The sequence below is a fragment of the Escherichia sp. SCLE84 genome (genome assembly GCF_012584495.1).
Lineage (GTDB): Bacteria > Pseudomonadota > Gammaproteobacteria > Enterobacterales > Enterobacteriaceae > ECMA0423.
Genome location: NZ_CP051430.1, coordinates 3,457,527 through 3,473,599, shown reverse-complemented (window position 1 = coordinate 3,473,599; position 16,073 = coordinate 3,457,527). Strand labels below are relative to the sequence as shown.

The 16,073-nt window shown below is 49.3% G+C and carries 12 protein-coding genes, 1 tRNA gene and 1 other RNA gene; 2 read left to right on the top strand and 12 right to left on the bottom strand.

Annotated elements, in window-relative coordinates; all coding sequences use genetic code 11:
• Positions 1 to 40: 40 nt before the first annotated feature.
• The 11 genes from dppA to HGD79_RS16785 all read right to left on the bottom strand — a co-directional run bounded on the left by dppA (position 41) and on the right by HGD79_RS16785 (position 12,572).
• The gene (dppA, locus tag HGD79_RS16835; RefSeq protein ID WP_001222883.1) at positions 41 to 1,648 is read right to left on the bottom strand and encodes a dipeptide ABC transporter substrate-binding protein DppA; all 1,608 of its coding nucleotides are present in this window, start codon (positions 1,646 to 1,648) and stop codon (positions 41 to 43) included.
• A gap of 744 nt (positions 1,649 to 2,392) precedes the next feature.
• Positions 2,393 to 2,526: non-coding RNA, RtT sRNA (locus HGD79_RS16830), on the bottom strand.
• Positions 2,527 to 2,560: 34 nt separating this feature from the next.
• Positions 2,561 to 2,637, bottom strand: a tRNA-Pro gene (locus tag HGD79_RS16825).
• A gap of 91 nt (positions 2,638 to 2,728) precedes the next feature.
• On the bottom strand, positions 2,729 to 4,420 hold the full coding sequence (gene eptB / locus HGD79_RS16820; protein WP_001269222.1) for a kdo(2)-lipid A phosphoethanolamine 7''-transferase: 1,692 nt from the start codon (positions 4,418 to 4,420) through the stop codon (positions 2,729 to 2,731).
• A 252-nt stretch (positions 4,421 to 4,672) separates the two neighbouring features.
• On the bottom strand, positions 4,673 to 5,197 hold the full coding sequence (gene lpfE / locus HGD79_RS16815; protein WP_000831422.1) for a long polar fimbrial protein LpfE: 525 nt from the start codon (positions 5,195 to 5,197) through the stop codon (positions 4,673 to 4,675).
• A 5-nt stretch (positions 5,198 to 5,202) separates the two neighbouring features.
• A complete protein-coding gene (gene lpfD, locus HGD79_RS16810; RefSeq protein ID WP_000694926.1) occupies positions 5,203 to 6,258 on the bottom strand; it encodes a long polar fimbrial protein LpfD in 1,056 nt (351 codons plus the stop codon).
• A gap of 10 nt (positions 6,259 to 6,268) precedes the next feature.
• Positions 6,269 to 8,800, bottom strand: coding sequence for an outer membrane usher protein LpfC (lpfC, locus tag HGD79_RS16805; RefSeq protein WP_000558677.1), 2,532 nt, complete (start codon positions 8,798 to 8,800; stop codon positions 6,269 to 6,271).
• A 23-nt stretch (positions 8,801 to 8,823) separates the two neighbouring features.
• Positions 8,824 to 9,510, bottom strand: coding sequence for a long polar fimbrial biogenesis chaperone LpfB (lpfB, locus tag HGD79_RS16800; protein WP_000822475.1), 687 nt, complete (start codon positions 9,508 to 9,510; stop codon positions 8,824 to 8,826).
• 83 nt (positions 9,511 to 9,593) lie between these two features.
• Complete coding sequence (locus HGD79_RS16795) at positions 9,594 to 10,118, bottom strand: long polar fimbria major subunit LpfA (protein WP_000756356.1); 525 nt, start codon at positions 10,116 to 10,118, stop codon at positions 9,594 to 9,596.
• A gap of 324 nt (positions 10,119 to 10,442) precedes the next feature.
• Positions 10,443 to 11,645, bottom strand: coding sequence for an MFS transporter (locus HGD79_RS16790; protein ID WP_000189036.1), 1,203 nt, complete (start codon positions 11,643 to 11,645; stop codon positions 10,443 to 10,445).
• 228 nt (positions 11,646 to 11,873) lie between these two features.
• Positions 11,874 to 12,572 (bottom strand): autotransporter outer membrane beta-barrel domain-containing protein, encoded by a 699-nt coding sequence (locus tag HGD79_RS16785; protein WP_001355788.1) that lies wholly within the window; start codon positions 12,570 to 12,572, stop codon positions 11,874 to 11,876.
• 157 nt (positions 12,573 to 12,729) lie between these two features.
• Here HGD79_RS16785 and tag point away from each other — a divergent pair, with 157 nt between their 5' ends.
• A complete protein-coding gene (gene tag, locus HGD79_RS16780) occupies positions 12,730 to 13,293 on the top strand; it encodes a DNA-3-methyladenine glycosylase I (RefSeq protein WP_000438957.1) in 564 nt (187 codons plus the stop codon).
• Entirely contained in the window at positions 13,290 to 13,730 is a 441-nt protein-coding gene (locus HGD79_RS16775; protein ID WP_000617473.1) for an N-acetyltransferase, read from the top strand. Before tag ends, HGD79_RS16775 begins: the two co-directional genes overlap by 4 nt.
• On the opposite strand, the gene bisC is transcribed toward HGD79_RS16775, so the two are convergent.
• Positions 13,699 to 16,032 carry a biotin sulfoxide reductase gene (gene bisC / locus HGD79_RS16770; RefSeq protein WP_000013948.1) on the bottom strand — a complete coding sequence of 778 codons (2,334 nt, stop codon included), beginning with the start codon at positions 16,030 to 16,032 and terminating at the stop codon, positions 13,699 to 13,701. The genes HGD79_RS16775 and bisC overlap by 32 nt on opposite strands.
• Between the last annotated feature and the right edge of the window lie 41 nt (positions 16,033 to 16,073).

Here is a 16,073-nt window from a genome sequence, read left to right as displayed (position 1 = left end):
CTGCACGCAGAGGCACAGCGCCACCGGGTATGGCTTTTAATTATTCGATAGAGACGTTTTCGAAGTGATGTTTGCCTAATGGATCAACCACATAGCCTTTAACTTCTTTGCGTACCGGTTCAAACACGGTGGAGTGAGCGATGATCAGTGCCGGAGCCTGATCGTGCATCACCACCTGCGCTTGCTTGTACAGTTCAACGCGTTTGTTATGGTCGTCGGTAGCACGCGCCGGTTGAATCAGATCTTCAAACGGTTTGTAGCACCATTTTGAGTAGTTGGAGCCTTGTTCAGAGGCGGCGCAGCTGAACAGGGTGGCGAAGAAGTTATCCGGATCCCCGTTATCGCCAGTCCAGCCCATCATTACCGTCTGGTGCTCGCCATCTTTCGCACGCTTGAGGTACTCACCCCATTCGTAGGTGACAATTTTGGCCTGCACGCCGACTTTCGCCCAGTCAGCCTGAATCATCTCCGCCATGCGGCGAGCGTTCGGGTTATATGGGCGCTGTACCGGCATCGCCCACAGGTCGATGGAGAAACCTTTTTCCAGACCCGCTTCTTTCAGCAAGGCTTTCGCTTTTTCAGGATCGTAGGTGTAATCCTGAACGTCGTCGTTATAGCCCCACATGGTTGGCGGGATCAGGTTTTTCGCTGATACACCCGCGCCCTGATAAACCGCTTTGATGATCGCGTCTTTGTTCACCGCGTAGGTCAGTGCCTGGCGAACTTTCACGTCATCCAGCGGTTTTTTCTGCACGTTATAGGAGAGGTAGCCGACGTTCAGCCCCGGCATTTCCATCAGGTTGATGGATTTATCCTGCTTCATGCGAGCGATGTCTGCCGGGTTCGGGTACGGCATCACCTGGCATTCATTCTTCTGCAATTTCGCATAACGCACGGAAGCGTCAGGAGTAATAGAGAAGACCAGCGTATCGATCTGCGGTTTGGTGCCCCAGTAGCCATCAAACGCTTTGTAGCGGATACGGGAGTCTTTTTGGTACTGCTGTAACTGGAACGGACCGGTGCCGATTGGGTTGAGGTCCAGTTTTTCCGGTGTACCGGCTTTCATCATCGCGTCAGCATATTCTTTTGACAGAATAGAGGCGAAGTCCATTGCCAGGTCAGCGAGGAACGGCGCTTCCGGGCGAGTCAGCACAAACTGAACGGTGTTGTCGTCCACCTTTTTCACTTCGCTGATCAGCTCCGGCAAGCCCATGCCTTCGAAGTATTCGTAGCTGCCGCCAGAAACTTTATGGTACGGGTTTTGCGCGTTTTTCTGACGATCAAACGAGAACACCACATCATCGGCGTTCAGTTCGCGCGTCGGTTTGAATTCTTTATTGTCGTGCCACTTCACACCTTTACGCAGATGGAAGGTATAGGTTTTACCGTCTTCGCTGACTTCCCACTTTTCAGCGAGGCCCGGGATCACTTCAGTGGTGCCGATTTTAAATTCAACCAGGCGGTTATAAAGCGGTACGGAAGAGGCGTCATAGGTGGTGCCGGAGGTAAACAGCTGCGGGTTAAACCCTTCCGGAGATCCTTCTGAGCAATAAACCAGAGTTTTAGCCTGAACACTTGCTGCGACGGTCATAGCCACCAGGCTGAGACCAAGCTTCAGCATCCCTGACTTTTTCAAGGAAATACGCATTATTCTGCTCCAATTGTGATGTTTGTTGTTTTAACCCTTTGCAGTGGGTTGTCGCTGCCTGACCTTTTTTGTTTTTTGCCCGGTCGGGTCAACGTTATGAGGTGGGGATGCCGTACTAATTAACATCAGTGTAACAGTGCGGATCCTCCATAAAATGCCCCTCGTGACCTACAATCTGTCAACAGAATGTGAAAACGTCAATACAGCCAACCGGGATTTACACCAACGGTGAGAATCCACAAACAAAGATTAAAAAAACTTCAAACAGCTATTTGCAGCAGAGAAATTTGTGCTACTCCAACATGACCAGAACAATCAGCTTAATATTTAGCAACATTTGGTGATTAAGTTTTATGCATTTAGTGAAAAAAATCTGAGGAAAAGGTGGATATCTGAGCGATTAATACCATGAACGCTAAAACGCACAGCGGAAAATGCCAGCGCCAGCCATAAGTAACGCAAAAAAAGATTTAAGCAAATATAAAAAAAGACAATGGTTTCTGTCACAAATCCGTTAATGGATAGTGAGATATGGGGCGCAAATTTGGCAGGGAAATGTGTGGCGTGTAGGTCGAATAAGGCGTTCACGCCGCATCCGACAATAAGTGCGGTGCCATTGCCTGATGCGACGCTGACGCGTCTTATCAGGCCTACGTCGAGTCGAACCTCCCTGCCCCCGGAGGTTCTCATCCTCATGAGCTGCAGATGCAAAAAAGCCTGCTCGTTGAGCAGGCTTTTCGAATTTGGTCGGTGATAGAGGATTACTCGCCACTTCGTGGCTCGCCCTGCGGGCCGTTGCTGGCGCAACGTTCTCTCGCTTCGCTCGAGTCGAACCTCCCAGCCCCCGGAGGTTCTCATCCTCATGGGCTTCAAATGCAAAAAAGCCTGCTCGCTGAGCAGGCTTTTCGAATTTGGTCGGTGATAGAGGATTCGAACCTCCGACCCCTTCGTCCCGAACGAAGTGCGCTACCAGGCTGCGCCAATCACCGAATGCGGGGCGCATCTTACTGCGCAGATACGCCCTCGTCAATCCCTTAATAGCAAAATGCCTTTTGATCGGCGAGAAAGTCAGCAGGCCGCTTAGTTAGCCGCTGCCTCTTTTGCCTGCGGGATGTGACACCAGTTGTTGTTTTCGTTAATTCCACCATCCGGTGAAGTATAGCCAAGACAACCCATGATGGTATCGTACAGCTCTACGTGACGGCGTGGCACTTTCATGTCGGCTTCTTTTTTCAGCTGCGCAAATGCCTGCGCATTGGCCGGATTTTCCAGATATTTATCTGACATCCAGACCATCATCGGTACGCGGAACTGCTCCGGCGGTGCCAGTTCACGCGGCGTGCCGTGCAGGTGCTCGCGTTCATTAATTGACTCACCGTGGTCAGCTGCGTAGAACACAATCGCTTTCTTATCGCGAACCTGATCAATCACGCTGGAGATAAAGTGATCCACATAGGTCACCGAGTTGTCATAGGAGTTGATCATCTGCGCTTTGGTACAGCCGCTATCAACACCAATACATTCCGGCTTCCACTGCGCGAAGCTACGCGGATAACGCTGGGTGTAGTTAAAATGCGAACCTTTGGTATGCAGAATGATCAGATGCTTACCATCCGGGTTGCGCCCTAGCGATTGCTGCATTTCGTCTACCAGCAACATATCATCTACCGGCTTGCCACGATTACGTGGCTCCGCACCAATCTGCTCACGATAAGCAATGTTGTCCGCCATCGTGTTGCTGTAGAACCACATTTCGCTCTGCATAGCGTAGAGGTCAGAACTGAATCCTAACTGCTTCAGAACCGCGAAAATGTTCTGTTCTTTTAATGTGCGCTGCGGATTATCTTCCGCGCCCCCCTGACGTACAAACATGCAACGCAGTGAGAGTTTGGTTGCGGTATCACAGGAGTAACCACGGAACGCCGCCAGATTTTTCTCCTGGGCCAGTTTCGGCGTGGTATTACGCTCATAGCCGAAAATACCCATATGGTCCCAACGCGTGGTTTCACCGATGATAAACACGACATAAGTGTCATCAACGTTTTGCGGTGCCTGATAAGTGAATTTCTTCGCCGGATTAAGCAATGAATTATTATCGGAAGATTCATCGACCCGCGCCCAGGCATACAGCCCCAACGCAGAAAGCCAGTTTGATGGCAGATAAGAGTTCGCTACGACACCGCCATAACTCGGCAAATCAACGCCGGTCGCCCTCTCCACTTTCTTCTGCTGGATATCCAGCAAACGAATCGGTGCCCAAACCATAATACCCGCCAGTACGACGACCGCCAGGCTGCGAATACGCTGCCCTGGGGTTCGCAGTTGTCGGAGCAAGGTGTAGCGACAGCGGTTATTCCAGATAAGGATAAGAGGCAATGCACTAACGGCGATTAACCAGAGAATAAAGTTCAGACCAACAACTTCTTTTGACAGGTCGATATCGGTGGTCATGACGGAAGCGATGATGCCATAACCAATGACCACATTAAGGAAGGTCATGTAATAGCTGGCACCTGCGGAAAAGAGCACCACCAGCGACGCCAGAATACGCCAGCTGCGGCGGCCAAACAGCGATAGAAGACGTAGTAAAAAGAAGGTCACCAGTACGGTGGCGGCCAGTTCAACAACAGCAGAAACGCCTTTCCAGACGGTAAAATCGTGCGCATAGCTGCCGAAGCGGCGATAAAAAACCGCGCCATTCATAAAAAGGCCAATATAGATTGCAAGCAAAAAGCTCAGCTTCTGCTGTGTAATCGATTTGATGTATCTCATGCAAACAAACCCTGGACAAACAGGTGATAACACCCTGCTTAGCGGCTTTTCAGGCCCGGCAGGGGAAAAGTGCGGAGGTAGTCAGATAAGTAAAATCTACACGCGCGAATAAGTAGACCACAGCAAAGCGAAAAAGTGTGGGGAAAGAGTGTGCATGAAGCACAAATTTACAAAAATGCAAGTTTGAAAAGAGACTTTAGCGTTACAAAAAGCAGTAAAAAGGGCCAGTTAACTGGCCCTTAAGATGTGAAATTATTCGTACTGTACAGTAAAGTCGACCGTTGCATCTGCGCGACCAATAGTTGCATCGGCGCGAATAGGCACGTAGCTGGCGATATAGTTCAGTTGATGTGCGCCATCACCGTTAATTGCAAACTCAACCGGTGTCGGCGTTGTATTTTCCGGGAACTGTTGTACTCCAGCAGCGGTTTTGATTTTCAGCCCAACGCCTGTAGCGCCACCCGCATCCAGCGCAAAAAGATTTGAGTCGTCTGCATTGGGTGTACCGTCCATAGTCACGTAGGCTCTGACCACTTCGCTACAGTTTTTCAGGCCGATGGAAAAAGGAGTGGGATTAATTTCCGTTCCGATTCTTACCGGCTTTTTGAGAACCGCGGTGCCCATGTCAACCTCAACGCTGTCTTTCACCAGTTCGCAAGCACCCTGGCTGATTTTAAGGGTGAATTTCAATGTTCCTTTCGGCCCTAAATCCGTGGTTGCCGCGAATGACGAAAAGGAAAGAGGCAGCAGGCATAACGCAAGTATTGTTCGCTTCATGACTGTTACTCCAGTTCGACATGTATGGTAGCAATACCGCTATAATCCCCGGCAGCGGGTAATTTTCCGGTAGTGCTAACGGGATAAGCGGTAATTGTGGTTGTCGCTTTGCGTTTGACATCTTCATACAGCGAGCCTGGGTTCATTTCTAATAAGCTATTACTGTCATTCGGCTTAAGAATATTACCTTTACCGTCCTCAATGACTGCACCAACATCGGCGTTGCCTAAATCAATTGCGCTGGGATAGGCAGTATTTGGTGTTGCATCAATACTGAGATAAATTTTGACGCCATCTGAAATATTATTGCAGTCAAAGCTTAATTCTTTTTGTACCTTCTGAACATTTTGTGGTGGTTGTCCGGCACGCCCTTTAAAATCATGGGCCTGATATTCTCCGAATGGAATATCCAGTACGGTGCCAGCGGCAAGTTCACAGCCTTGAGTAACTGTAATACTCCCGGAAATACTGACATTGGCCATGGGCTGACTATCATTGTAAACACCTTTCTTTTTTGTCCCAAAGAGGGACGCAACTCGTGTTTTAGGAATAATCATTTGCCCAACAAAAGGATGTGAAATATAAATACTGATACTTCCTTTACCACCTGTCCCCCAATTGTTAGCAGTATAGGGCGTACATTCTTTCTGTGCCGTGCCATTGCTTCGATCGGTAAAAGGCACCGGGATATCTAATTGTGTGTAGACATATATTTTGGTGAGAATATCAATGTAATTATTGAATTTATAGTACCCATCTACAGTTCCAGGCTCAGGCAGAAGCGTTACACCTTTAAAATAAGTCACAACTCCATTATCTGGAATGGGATCCGGGCATTCACAATAAGCGGAATATTTTGTACCTAAAGCAAAGGGCTGAGTTAATATTTTCCCAGCCTTATTTTCTGAAGGTACCTGGATAGTCTGTACGAAATCAAAACTATACTCATGGGCCACCCCATTTGATGTCTGACATGGTCCCCAATCCGCAGCCCATATATTTCCAGCAAAAGTGCTCGTCCCTAACAGCACCATACCTGCCAACAAATTTTTAATTTTCATCTAAATATCCTTATTTCTCGCATACCGCATTAACCATCACGATAGCCGCATTGTCCTTGTTCTCTGGCAAGCGGAATGGCACACGGCAACGTTGCGCCTGCTCGTTCCCCCAGCTCACCTGCAATTCGCCCTCTTCTGGCATCCCGCTGATATAAAGCTGTCCTTCTTCACCCACAATGCTGCTGGCAGGTTTGCTCTCATCAATTAACGCTGCGGTTGCACCAAACGGTACTGCGTTGCCATTCGCCTGTTTTAAGCTCATCAGCACACGGTAACCGACGCGGGTATCAAAGCGGGAACGCACAACTGCACCACGAGTAGGCACGACTTTCTGGAACGCTTCCTGTAGTTCAACGTTTTGCCCCAACGTGTCGCTACGCAATTCCACAATGGTTTCACGATATGGTGTGAGATAAGGCACCACGGCGTTGCCCATCCAGTCAACTTCTACGCCGCTGCTGTTAACCACATGTCCACCACGCGCGCCCGGTGCAGAAACAATCGCCAGACTTTCGCCTAAAGGCTGCGAAAGCGTTATACCTTCACTGTGAACGATGACACCGCCGCGCACGCCATAGTTAACCTGTTGGTTATCTTTAGAATAGTTATAGCCTACGTCAATGTTACCAGAGCCACCCATATACCCCATGTTGACGCTGCCACTGTAGCCTACGCCATTACTGGTGTAACCCTGCTGAACGTTATAGCTCAGGTTACGATCTTCCAGTAACGTGCCGCTAACAGAGGCCTGTTGCGACGTCTTGCCATTCTGGTCGGTAGTCATGCGATAACTGCTCCACGCGCCCCCCAGAGGGATGGAAACACTGAATGACCACAAGCGATCGTCTTCTTCCCATTCCGGACTTCTCGTCCAGGTATAGGCCACGCTGTAATTCACCCGACCAATGTGACCGTGATAACCGGCGCTTAAGGAGTTTTCCTTACCGTCAACGTTCCAGTAATCCTGCTGCGTCATATTGAAATAAACCGAGCCGTAGTCTCCCAGTTGCTGGGTAATATTGCCCTGTATCTGGCTGCGCTTGTGATAACGGCGGTAATCACTGTCGGCGTCACTGCGAACATCAGTTGCTTCCTGGAAGGTGTAGTAGCCGCTGGTTGAGTATTTGTAGCCCAACAGACGCAGGTCAGTGCCACCCTCAAAACTTTTCGAATAGAGGAAGCGATAAGACTGGCCTTCCTCTTTTTCATTGTTGCGTAACTGACTTTTCGCCTGAGTGACATCCACCGATACTGCGCCAATGGTACCGAAGTTTTTCCCCAGGCCCAGAGCTAAAGCGTTGTAATCTGCCGACAACAATGCACCACCGTAGGCGGTCATACCCCACGGCAAGCCGTACATGGCGGTAAACTGCCCGAAATGTGGTTTATCGCTGTCGTAATTACCAGCACGATATTCACCGGCAGCCAGACTGTATTTCAGATACCCTTCACGCTGGAAAATCGCCACCGCCGAAAACGGCTGGATAAAACGTTGTTCACTTCCGTCGGCTTCTTTAATGATCACCGTCAGGTCGCCGCTGCCGGAGGTTGCGTAGAGATCGTTAATCTCAAATGCACCCGGCTGAACAAAAGTGCGATAAATGACATAGCCGTTCTGTTCGATACTCACTTCAGCGTTGCTTTTGGCGATGCCGCGCACTACCGGAGCAAAGCCACGCTGGCTGTCCGGCAACATTTCATCGTCGGATGCCAGTAACGCCCCACGCATTTGTACGCTATCAAAAATCTCGCCAGGCGTGGCGGTATCACCCAGAGTTATCTGTGATTTAAGTGGAATAATTGCCCGGTTTAACGATGTACCAACGTTATCCCATTGGTTTTTGCCATCGGTACGGTTCCAGATACTGTTATTACGTAAACGCCACGGACCAACGTTCAAACCGCTGCGCAGGTTCAGGTAATAACTGTCACTGGTCGAATCTGAAGATGAACCTGTACCTTCATTGCGTCCATTGCTGCCACTAAAGCTGTAATCCAGCAACAGCGCAGGTATTCCTTCGTCCCAGCGAGAAGGATCAACCGTGCCGCGAGCGGTCATCATCATTGCCGCCTGTGGAAAGGAAAGATGCAGCGTCTGAGTATTAAAATCAAAGCGGCTGGTGGCCTGGGGAATGATTTCATCAAACGCTACGCAGGCTTCTGGTGGTGACATCTTCAGCGCCGGAAAGCTGTCAACGCGCACGCCCATTTCTTCCAGTTGCACCCGGCTAAGGCAAGGCATAAGCGACTCACCGCTGGCTTTGCGTTTCGCTTCGCTGGCGGTACTAAAATCCAGCGTCCGGGAAGCCATTTTTTCTTCGTTTACAAACACCGAAACCCGGTATTTACCGGGGATTTGCTGGCCGACAGGTGAGTCGTATACCGACAAGTCGATGTGTTGATCGATACCCTGAACGTTTTCGAGAAATTTAGGGTTAAATTTTCCGCCATACGCAGGTAACGAGCTGGCAATCGTTAATGCCAGCAGAGAGAAGGAAAAATGCGCTCTGTAGTGATAGAGAGGTAAATGCATCCAATGCATAGTAAAAGCGCCTTGTAAAAGGATCAGTTAATCGGCTTCGTCAGCATTTCGCCAGCAACACCGAAATCATTAATAATGCTGTATTTCACTTCGTGCGCGTTGCCTGTACCGGCTGGAAGGTTAATGTTTAACTTTCCTTTCGCGAGAACCATTCCCGCCCGTTCAATCTTTTGTCCATTAATGGAAAACTGATTAAAGGTCAGGTTATAAGCGGAGTCGTTATTAACCACAATTTGGTTATTTTGACACTGGAAACGTAACTGTTTCATGGCCTCGAGGTTGCTTCCCGGCAAACCTTTTGGACGATAGAACAACTTCAAACGGGTGCGAACGGCTATCTGTAAGACGTTTTTATTTTCATTTTCAGCACTTTTCGCAGGAATGGCCTTTACATTAATCCAGTAAACGGATTCACGATCTTTAGGTAAGGTATCTTCAATATTGACGATACGTAAGACGTTATTTTTATCAGGATCAAGTTTGAATAATGGCGGTGTAATAATAAACGGTGTTTTTTTATTGCCATTCACATCATCAATCCATGACTGGATCAAAAACTCTTCATTTTTATTATGGTTTTCAACGGTCAGCGACGCTTCTTTCTTGCCGCCATCATAAATAACACGCGTCGTGCTTAAGGCTACGCCACCAGCAAAACACTGTTGTGCGGTCATTAAAAGTGCCAGCACAGCAAAGCTAATACGTTTCATGATTCGGTCCCTGAGTCATTGGTGTGAATAATGGCAACACAGTCTCTGTTGCCATTGAGAGATGATCGTTCCGTCAGGATCGATTAGTTGTAAGTCAGGTTGAAGTCGACTTCAGCGTTACCGTAACCCGTGGTTACTGCATCTTTGGTAGAGACATAGTTAGCGGTGAAATACAGAACGGTCTGACCTTCTTTCAGGACAGTAGCAGATTTACCAGTATTCAGGTCAACCAGGGTATTGGTGTTATCATAAATACCGATACCTACGCCAGTTGCGGCACCTGGTTCAGTGCTTACAGAAACCAGTTTGCTGTTGTCTGCATCGCCAACGCCGTTAAAGCTGATTTCCACATTTTTGAAAGTGGAGATATCGCAGTTTTCCAGTTTGATTTTGAACGGCGTTGCTGTGGATTTATCACCCATAGCAGTAAATACAGACTTGTTCACCTGACCCAGAACAACTTCTTGTTTTTGAGTGTCTGGAGACACAACACAAGCGGCGTCAACAATCTCACCGGTGAATTTAACAGTACCGTCGCCCGCATCAGCTGCGAATACGGAAGTAGAGGTCAGCGCAAGCGCAGATAAGGCAAACAGAACCTTTTTCATTTATAACTCCATTTATATAGATAAATATGCTTGATGTTGTTCATACAACGGGGCGCAGATTATACAAATGGTGCTAAAAAAGAAAATTATTTTTACTGAAGATTAGTTTTTGCAATAAATTGAAATGTACTTCAACTTCAATTAATTGCACACAAAAACGCTTCCAACGACTATTTTTTTAGGAATATATTTATATTTACATGATATATAAACAAATAAAATATATTTGTGGTGTAAATATTATTGTTCTTTTAATATGCGTCCATAAAAAAAGGGAGACTTTGAAGTCTCCCTCCTCGCATTTATTTCAGTAGCAACATATTTCTAAATATGCGCCTCACGCAATACTTTCTGCTCTGGCTGACGAATTGTCGTAGAAAGCGCCAATGACAGAATCAGCAGGGCGAAAATCACGTAGAAGGTCACATAGAAGCCGCCAAACAGTGAGGCGATAATCGAACCACAAATGCTACCGATACCGAAACCGAGGTAAATCACACCGTAGTTTTTCGCCAGGTTATTGAGGCCGAAGAACTCACTGACCAGTGACGGAAAGACGGTAATAGTGCCGCCAAAGTTAAATGCCACGCAGGCAATCGCTGCAAAGAACGTCACTGCATTTAATGGTGCAAACAGCAGGGCCGCCATACCCACCAGCGAAATCACCTGACCAATGGTGATAACACGGATACGGGCAATTTTGTCAGACAGTATCCCCAGCACCAGACGACCTGAAAGGTTAGCGATGGAAATAACCGTTACTGCATTGGCTGCGGAAACCACATCAAGGTGTGCCAGACTTTGGGCGATATCTTTCGCTACCCCAATCACGTACAGGCCGCTCATGCAGGCAGTCAGGAACATTACCGCTAACATCCAGTACTGCGGTTTACGCATCGACTCTGCCAGCGTGTAATCTTTCTCCACCACACCATTGCTGGTTTTCACTTCCTGTTTTGGTGCGTCTTTCATTAACGTTGCGCCGAAAACAATCATCACCAGCGCAATCGCTCCCCAAATCACAAATGTTTTTTCCAAACCCACCGTTTCGAGCAGCTGCGTGTCGATAAATTTGAAACCCAGGCTACCCAGACCATAAGAACCGATAGCGAACGCGGAGATCAGACCTTTACGCTCCGGGAACCACTTCACGCAGTTAGAGAGCGTCAGCAGGTAACCCGCGCCATCCGCCAGACCGACCAGCACACCGGCGCTTAACCACAGCATCATCAGGTTGTTGGAATGCGCGGTCAGGAAGAAGCCTAATCCCAGCAAAATGCCGGAAGCCATGGTGACGCGTTTAACGCCAAAACGTTCCTGCAATTTGCCCGCAACAGAAGACGAAATTGCCAGCCCCAGACTTAACAAGCCGAAAGAGAAAGCGACCTGGCTTACCGGCGCATCCAGCTTGGCAGAAAGCGCGCCATTAAACAGGCTCCAGGTATAAACCGACCCCAGTGCAAACTGGGTAATGATAGTACCGATGAGTGTCAGCCAGCGGGTACGCTGATAATTTGAAGGTGTCATGGCAGTATTCCTGCAGTAATAAAAAGGAAAAATCTCTGCCGACAACCATAACGAAGTGCATTTTATGCCTGGGGAAAAACGGCATGAAATGCCATCAGAACGGAATGAAATGCCTTAGTTCAGGAATGAATGACGCGACAATTATTCACCAAATTTATTATTTAGTAAGTTAGCACCCACTATCGCCACAACTGTTGTTATCCAATGGTTTCAATTGTGATTTTTACGTTAAAATCTGGCACTAACCCCCATCGTATACAGATAGTCGCTATTGTTAGTGGTATTTTCTGCCTGAGATAGCGCGGCATAGGCGGCAATATTTTGATTGAGCAACATATCAGCGCCTACGGTGACATCCAGCCAGTTGCCGTTCTGGTTTGTCGCCGTCATCCGGCTCAGGCCTGATTGCGCCTTCCAGATATTCTCGCCAAATTGCTGGTTATAGCTGATTTGCGCCCAGGGTCGGAGATCGCCAAGCCGGGAGTCAACACGCCAGCCTAAGCTACTCACGCTGGCATGCCATAACGGATCGGTCAGCGTGGTAGTACTGTCGCCAAACTCGTTATACATCGAGGTGGTTGTGCCATCGTAATGTAATGCCGCGACCGGGCCGGTTGTAACCTGTTCATATAAAGGAAAATTCCAGCCCATACTCATACTGCTGGTCACATCCACAGGAGTTTCTTCCGCCAGATTGACTTCCAGTCCCAGCGCCCTTTGGCTACTTTGAATACGTTGCGACAAAATATCGTTGTAATCAGGTTGATGATCACTATCCCAGGTGTAACGCTCTGTGGAATGTCCGGGTTGCGTATCAACGATATATTCTTGTTGCCAGGCGTAAGCTGTGTTGAGAAAAAAGGCACTGATTACCACGCTCGCCAGCAGGCTTAGCTGCCAGCGACCACCGCTTTTTTTTATGATCATTAACACGACTCCAGGGAAGAGCCGAATTCGGCAATATTATTGTCATTGTATGAAGGATATCGGGCATAGTAGCCCTGTATTAAATATTGACTTTTTCACCGATGCGTCAAGAAAAGCGGCTGAAATTTTTACGATCGGGTACATAGCGAGGGAAAGTATGGAACGTTGCGGCTGGGTGAGTCAGGACCCGCTTTATATTGCCTACCATGATAATGAGTGGGGCGTGCCTGAAACTGACAGTAAAAAACTGTTCGAAATGATCTGCCTTGAAGGGCAGCAGGCTGGGTTATCGTGGATCACCGTCCTCAAAAAACGCGAAAACTATCGCGCCTGCTTTCATCAGTTCGATCCGGTGAAGGTCGCAGCAATGCAGGAAGAGGATGTCGAAAGACTGGTACAGGACGCCGGGATTATCCGCCATCGAGGGAAAATTCAGGCAATTATTGGTAATGCGCGGGCGTACCTGCAAATGGAACAGAACGGCGAACCGTTTGTCGACTTTGTCTGGTCGTTTGTAAATCATCAGCCACAGGTGACACAAGCCACAACGTTGAGCGAAATTCCCACATCTACGTCCGCCTCCGACGCCCTATCTAAGGCACTGAAAAAACGTGGTTTTAAGTTTGTCGGCACCACAATCTGTTACTCCTTTATGCAGGCATGTGGGCTGGTGAATGATCATGTGGTTGGCTGCTGTTGCTATCCGGGAAATAAACCATGATTCGGGAAGCGCAACGTTCAGAACTCCCCGCGATCCTCGAACTGTGGCTGGAAAGTACAACCTGGGGGCATCCCTTTATAAAAGCGAATTACTGGCGTGACTGCATTCCGCTGGTGCGGGATGCCTATCTTGCCAACGCGCAAAACTGGGTCTGGGAAGAAGACGGTAAGCTTCTCGGTTTTGTCAGCATTATGGAAGGCCGATTTCTGGCAGCGATGTTTGTCGCACCGAAGGCCGTCAGGCGCGGTATTGGTAAGGCGCTGATGCAGTATGTGCAGCAGCGCCATCCCCACCTGATGCTGGAGGTTTATCAAAAAAATCAACCGGCGATAAATTTTTACCAGGCACAGGGTTTTCACATTGTCGATTGCGCATGGCAGGATGAAACCCAACTACCCACATGGATTATGAGCTGGCCGGTGGTTCAAACGCTGTAAGTGTCAGTTCCGGACCGTTGTATTTTTCCAGCCATGCCAGCGCCGTATTACCCGCACAGCCATTCCCCAGCCGCGAGCTGGGGAGATCTTTGGTCAGCACGTTCACTGCGCCGTTTTTACAAATACCGTCAGCGGTTAAATCCAGATCCGGCCATGCCCCTTCGTGAATGCAAATCACGCCAGGTTTAATTCCCTCGCTAATGACCGCTCCGGCAAGAATTTGCCCGCGTGCGTTCCACAACCGAACAGTATCGCCATCTTGTATGCCGCGCTCCTGGGCATCGTCAGGATGAATGGTGACAGGCTCACGATTTGCCACCGCGTACAATTCGCGCAGAGAACTGTAATTCAGCTGGCTGTGCAGGCGGTGCGCCGGATGGGCAGAAAGTACCTGCAACTGTTCTGGTTCGGCATTGCCCTGCCATTCGTCCGGCTCCAGCCACATTGGATGCCCAGGGCAATCCGGGTAACCGTAATCGGCAATACGCTGTGAGAAGATTTCAATCTTGCCGCTGGCGGTTTTTAACGGATGCGCCAGCGGATCGCGGCAAAAATCAGCGAAGCGAATAAACCGCTCGCTGTCCGGGTTTTCCGGCATCTCAATTAACTGGTTGGCTTGCCAGAACTCAGCAAATGGCGGCAATTCAACCTGCTGGCTTGCCCCGCGCTGCCGGGCAACGTTATAAAACGTTTCCAGCCATTGCAGCTGACTTTTTCCTTCCGTAAACCGCGCATAGCCGCCCTTCTCCCAACGTTCACTCAACTCGGCAAAAACATCAAAATCATTACGCGCTTCATAGCGTGGCGGCACCACTTGCTTCATCGGCACCAGATGCTGATTACTGTAATCACCGGTCATGGTGAGATCATTACGCTCAAAAGAGGTAGTCGCAGGCAGAACGATATCCGCGTGTTTCGCCGCCGCCGTCCAGAAGCATTCAGAGATCACCACCAGCTCCGGTTTTTGCCAGGCACGGATCAGACGATTGGTATCCTGATGATGAGTAAAGTTAGCACCGCCCGCCCACCAGATAAAACGAATATCCGGAAAATGTCGGTCCATACCGTTGTGTTGATATGCGCCACCAGGGTTTTCCAGTGCTTCAACAATGCGGGCCACAGGGATTTTATCTACCGCATCGCAGCCACCCGGCAAGCTGCCCTGCATGGAAGAGAGCACCGCAGAACGCCGCGTGGGGTTACCACCATTGGCAAAATGGTAAGAAAGACCAAAACCGCCGCCGGGTGTGCCGATTTGCCCCAACATTGCTGCCAGCGTGACGATCATCCAGTGTTTTTGCTCACCAAACTGTTGGCGCTGCATTCCCCAGCCTGCCATCAGCATGGTGGTATTTTGGTGGAAAATAGCCGCCAGCTCGCGGATTTTCGCTGCGCCAACACCACAAATCTCTGCTGCCCATTCGGCGGTTTTCGCTATTCCGTCACTCTCGCCCAGCAAATAAGAGGCGAAGACGGCATAACCTGTGGTGCAACGCGCCAGAAACGCTTCGTCGTGCCAACCATTTTCCACCAGCGTATGGGCGATCCCCAGCATCAGCGCAACATCGGTGCCCATGTGCGGTGCCACCCACTCCATTTTATCGCCAAAGAAATCGACGGTTTCCGATCGCATTGGATCAATGCAGATCAGCTTTTTCCCACTGTCACGCAGTGCAGAAAAGTAAGAAAGCCCCTGCTCATCGGATGCATTCCACGCAATTTTCAGCGTATTGAGTGGATTAGCACTCCACAGCACCACGACATCGCTATGTTCCAGCACCAGCGGCCAACTGGTCTGCTGTTGATAAACTTCGCTACCACCCACGACATACGGCATGATCGCCTGTGCCGCGCCGGTCGAATAATCCCCCAGATGCCCGGTATAACCGCCTGCCAGCGCCATATAGCGTTGTAATAATGTCGAGGCCTTATGCAGCACGCCGTTTGAACGCCAGCCGTAGGAACCAGCAAAAATCGATGCCGGACCATAAGCCTCACGAATGCGTTTATGTTGTTGGTGAATAAGATCCAGCGCCTCATCCCAACTCACGCGAACAAATTCATCCTGCCCACGAATGCCTTGCGGGTTTTCCGGTGACGCGAGAAAGCCTTTGCGCACCATTGGAAATCGTACCCGCGTATTGCTGTGAACCTGGTCGCGAACCGCGCTCTGCAAGGAGTTTTCCATTCCTGTGGCTAACGCGCCACGCGAGCTAAACACGGTTTCGCCGTCGGTTTCAACCAGCATGGGCCCCCAGTGGGCGGCAGTCAGAACGGAATATCGTGAGGATGAGTTGGCCAAACCGAAGACTCCTGAAAGGTTAGATGTATTGAGCAGTTAAA

Coding starts and splice junctions, on each gene's coding strand:
- dppA (WP_001222883.1), bottom strand. CDS start 1,648: ATGCGTATTTCCTTGAAAAAGTCAGGGATGCTGAAGCTTGGTCTCAGC.
- eptB (WP_001269222.1), bottom strand. CDS start 4,420: ATGAGATACATCAAATCGATTACACAGCAGAAGCTGAGCTTTTTGCTT.
- lpfE (WP_000831422.1), bottom strand. CDS start 5,197: ATGAAGCGAACAATACTTGCGTTATGCCTGCTGCCTCTTTCCTTTTCG.
- lpfD (WP_000694926.1), bottom strand. CDS start 6,258: ATGAAAATTAAAAATTTGTTGGCAGGTATGGTGCTGTTAGGGACGAGC.
- lpfC (WP_000558677.1), bottom strand. CDS start 8,800: ATGCATTGGATGCATTTACCTCTCTATCACTACAGAGCGCATTTTTCC.
- lpfB (WP_000822475.1), bottom strand. CDS start 9,510: ATGAAACGTATTAGCTTTGCTGTGCTGGCACTTTTAATGACCGCACAA.
- HGD79_RS16795 (WP_000756356.1), bottom strand. CDS start 10,118: ATGAAAAAGGTTCTGTTTGCCTTATCTGCGCTTGCGCTGACCTCTACT.
- HGD79_RS16790 (WP_000189036.1), bottom strand. CDS start 11,645: ATGACACCTTCAAATTATCAGCGTACCCGCTGGCTGACACTCATCGGT.
- HGD79_RS16785 (WP_001355788.1), bottom strand. CDS start 12,572: ATGATCATAAAAAAAAGCGGTGGTCGCTGGCAGCTAAGCCTGCTGGCG.
- tag (WP_000438957.1), top strand. CDS start 12,730: ATGGAACGTTGCGGCTGGGTGAGTCAGGACCCGCTTTATATTGCCTAC.
- HGD79_RS16775 (WP_000617473.1), top strand. CDS start 13,290: ATGATTCGGGAAGCGCAACGTTCAGAACTCCCCGCGATCCTCGAACTG.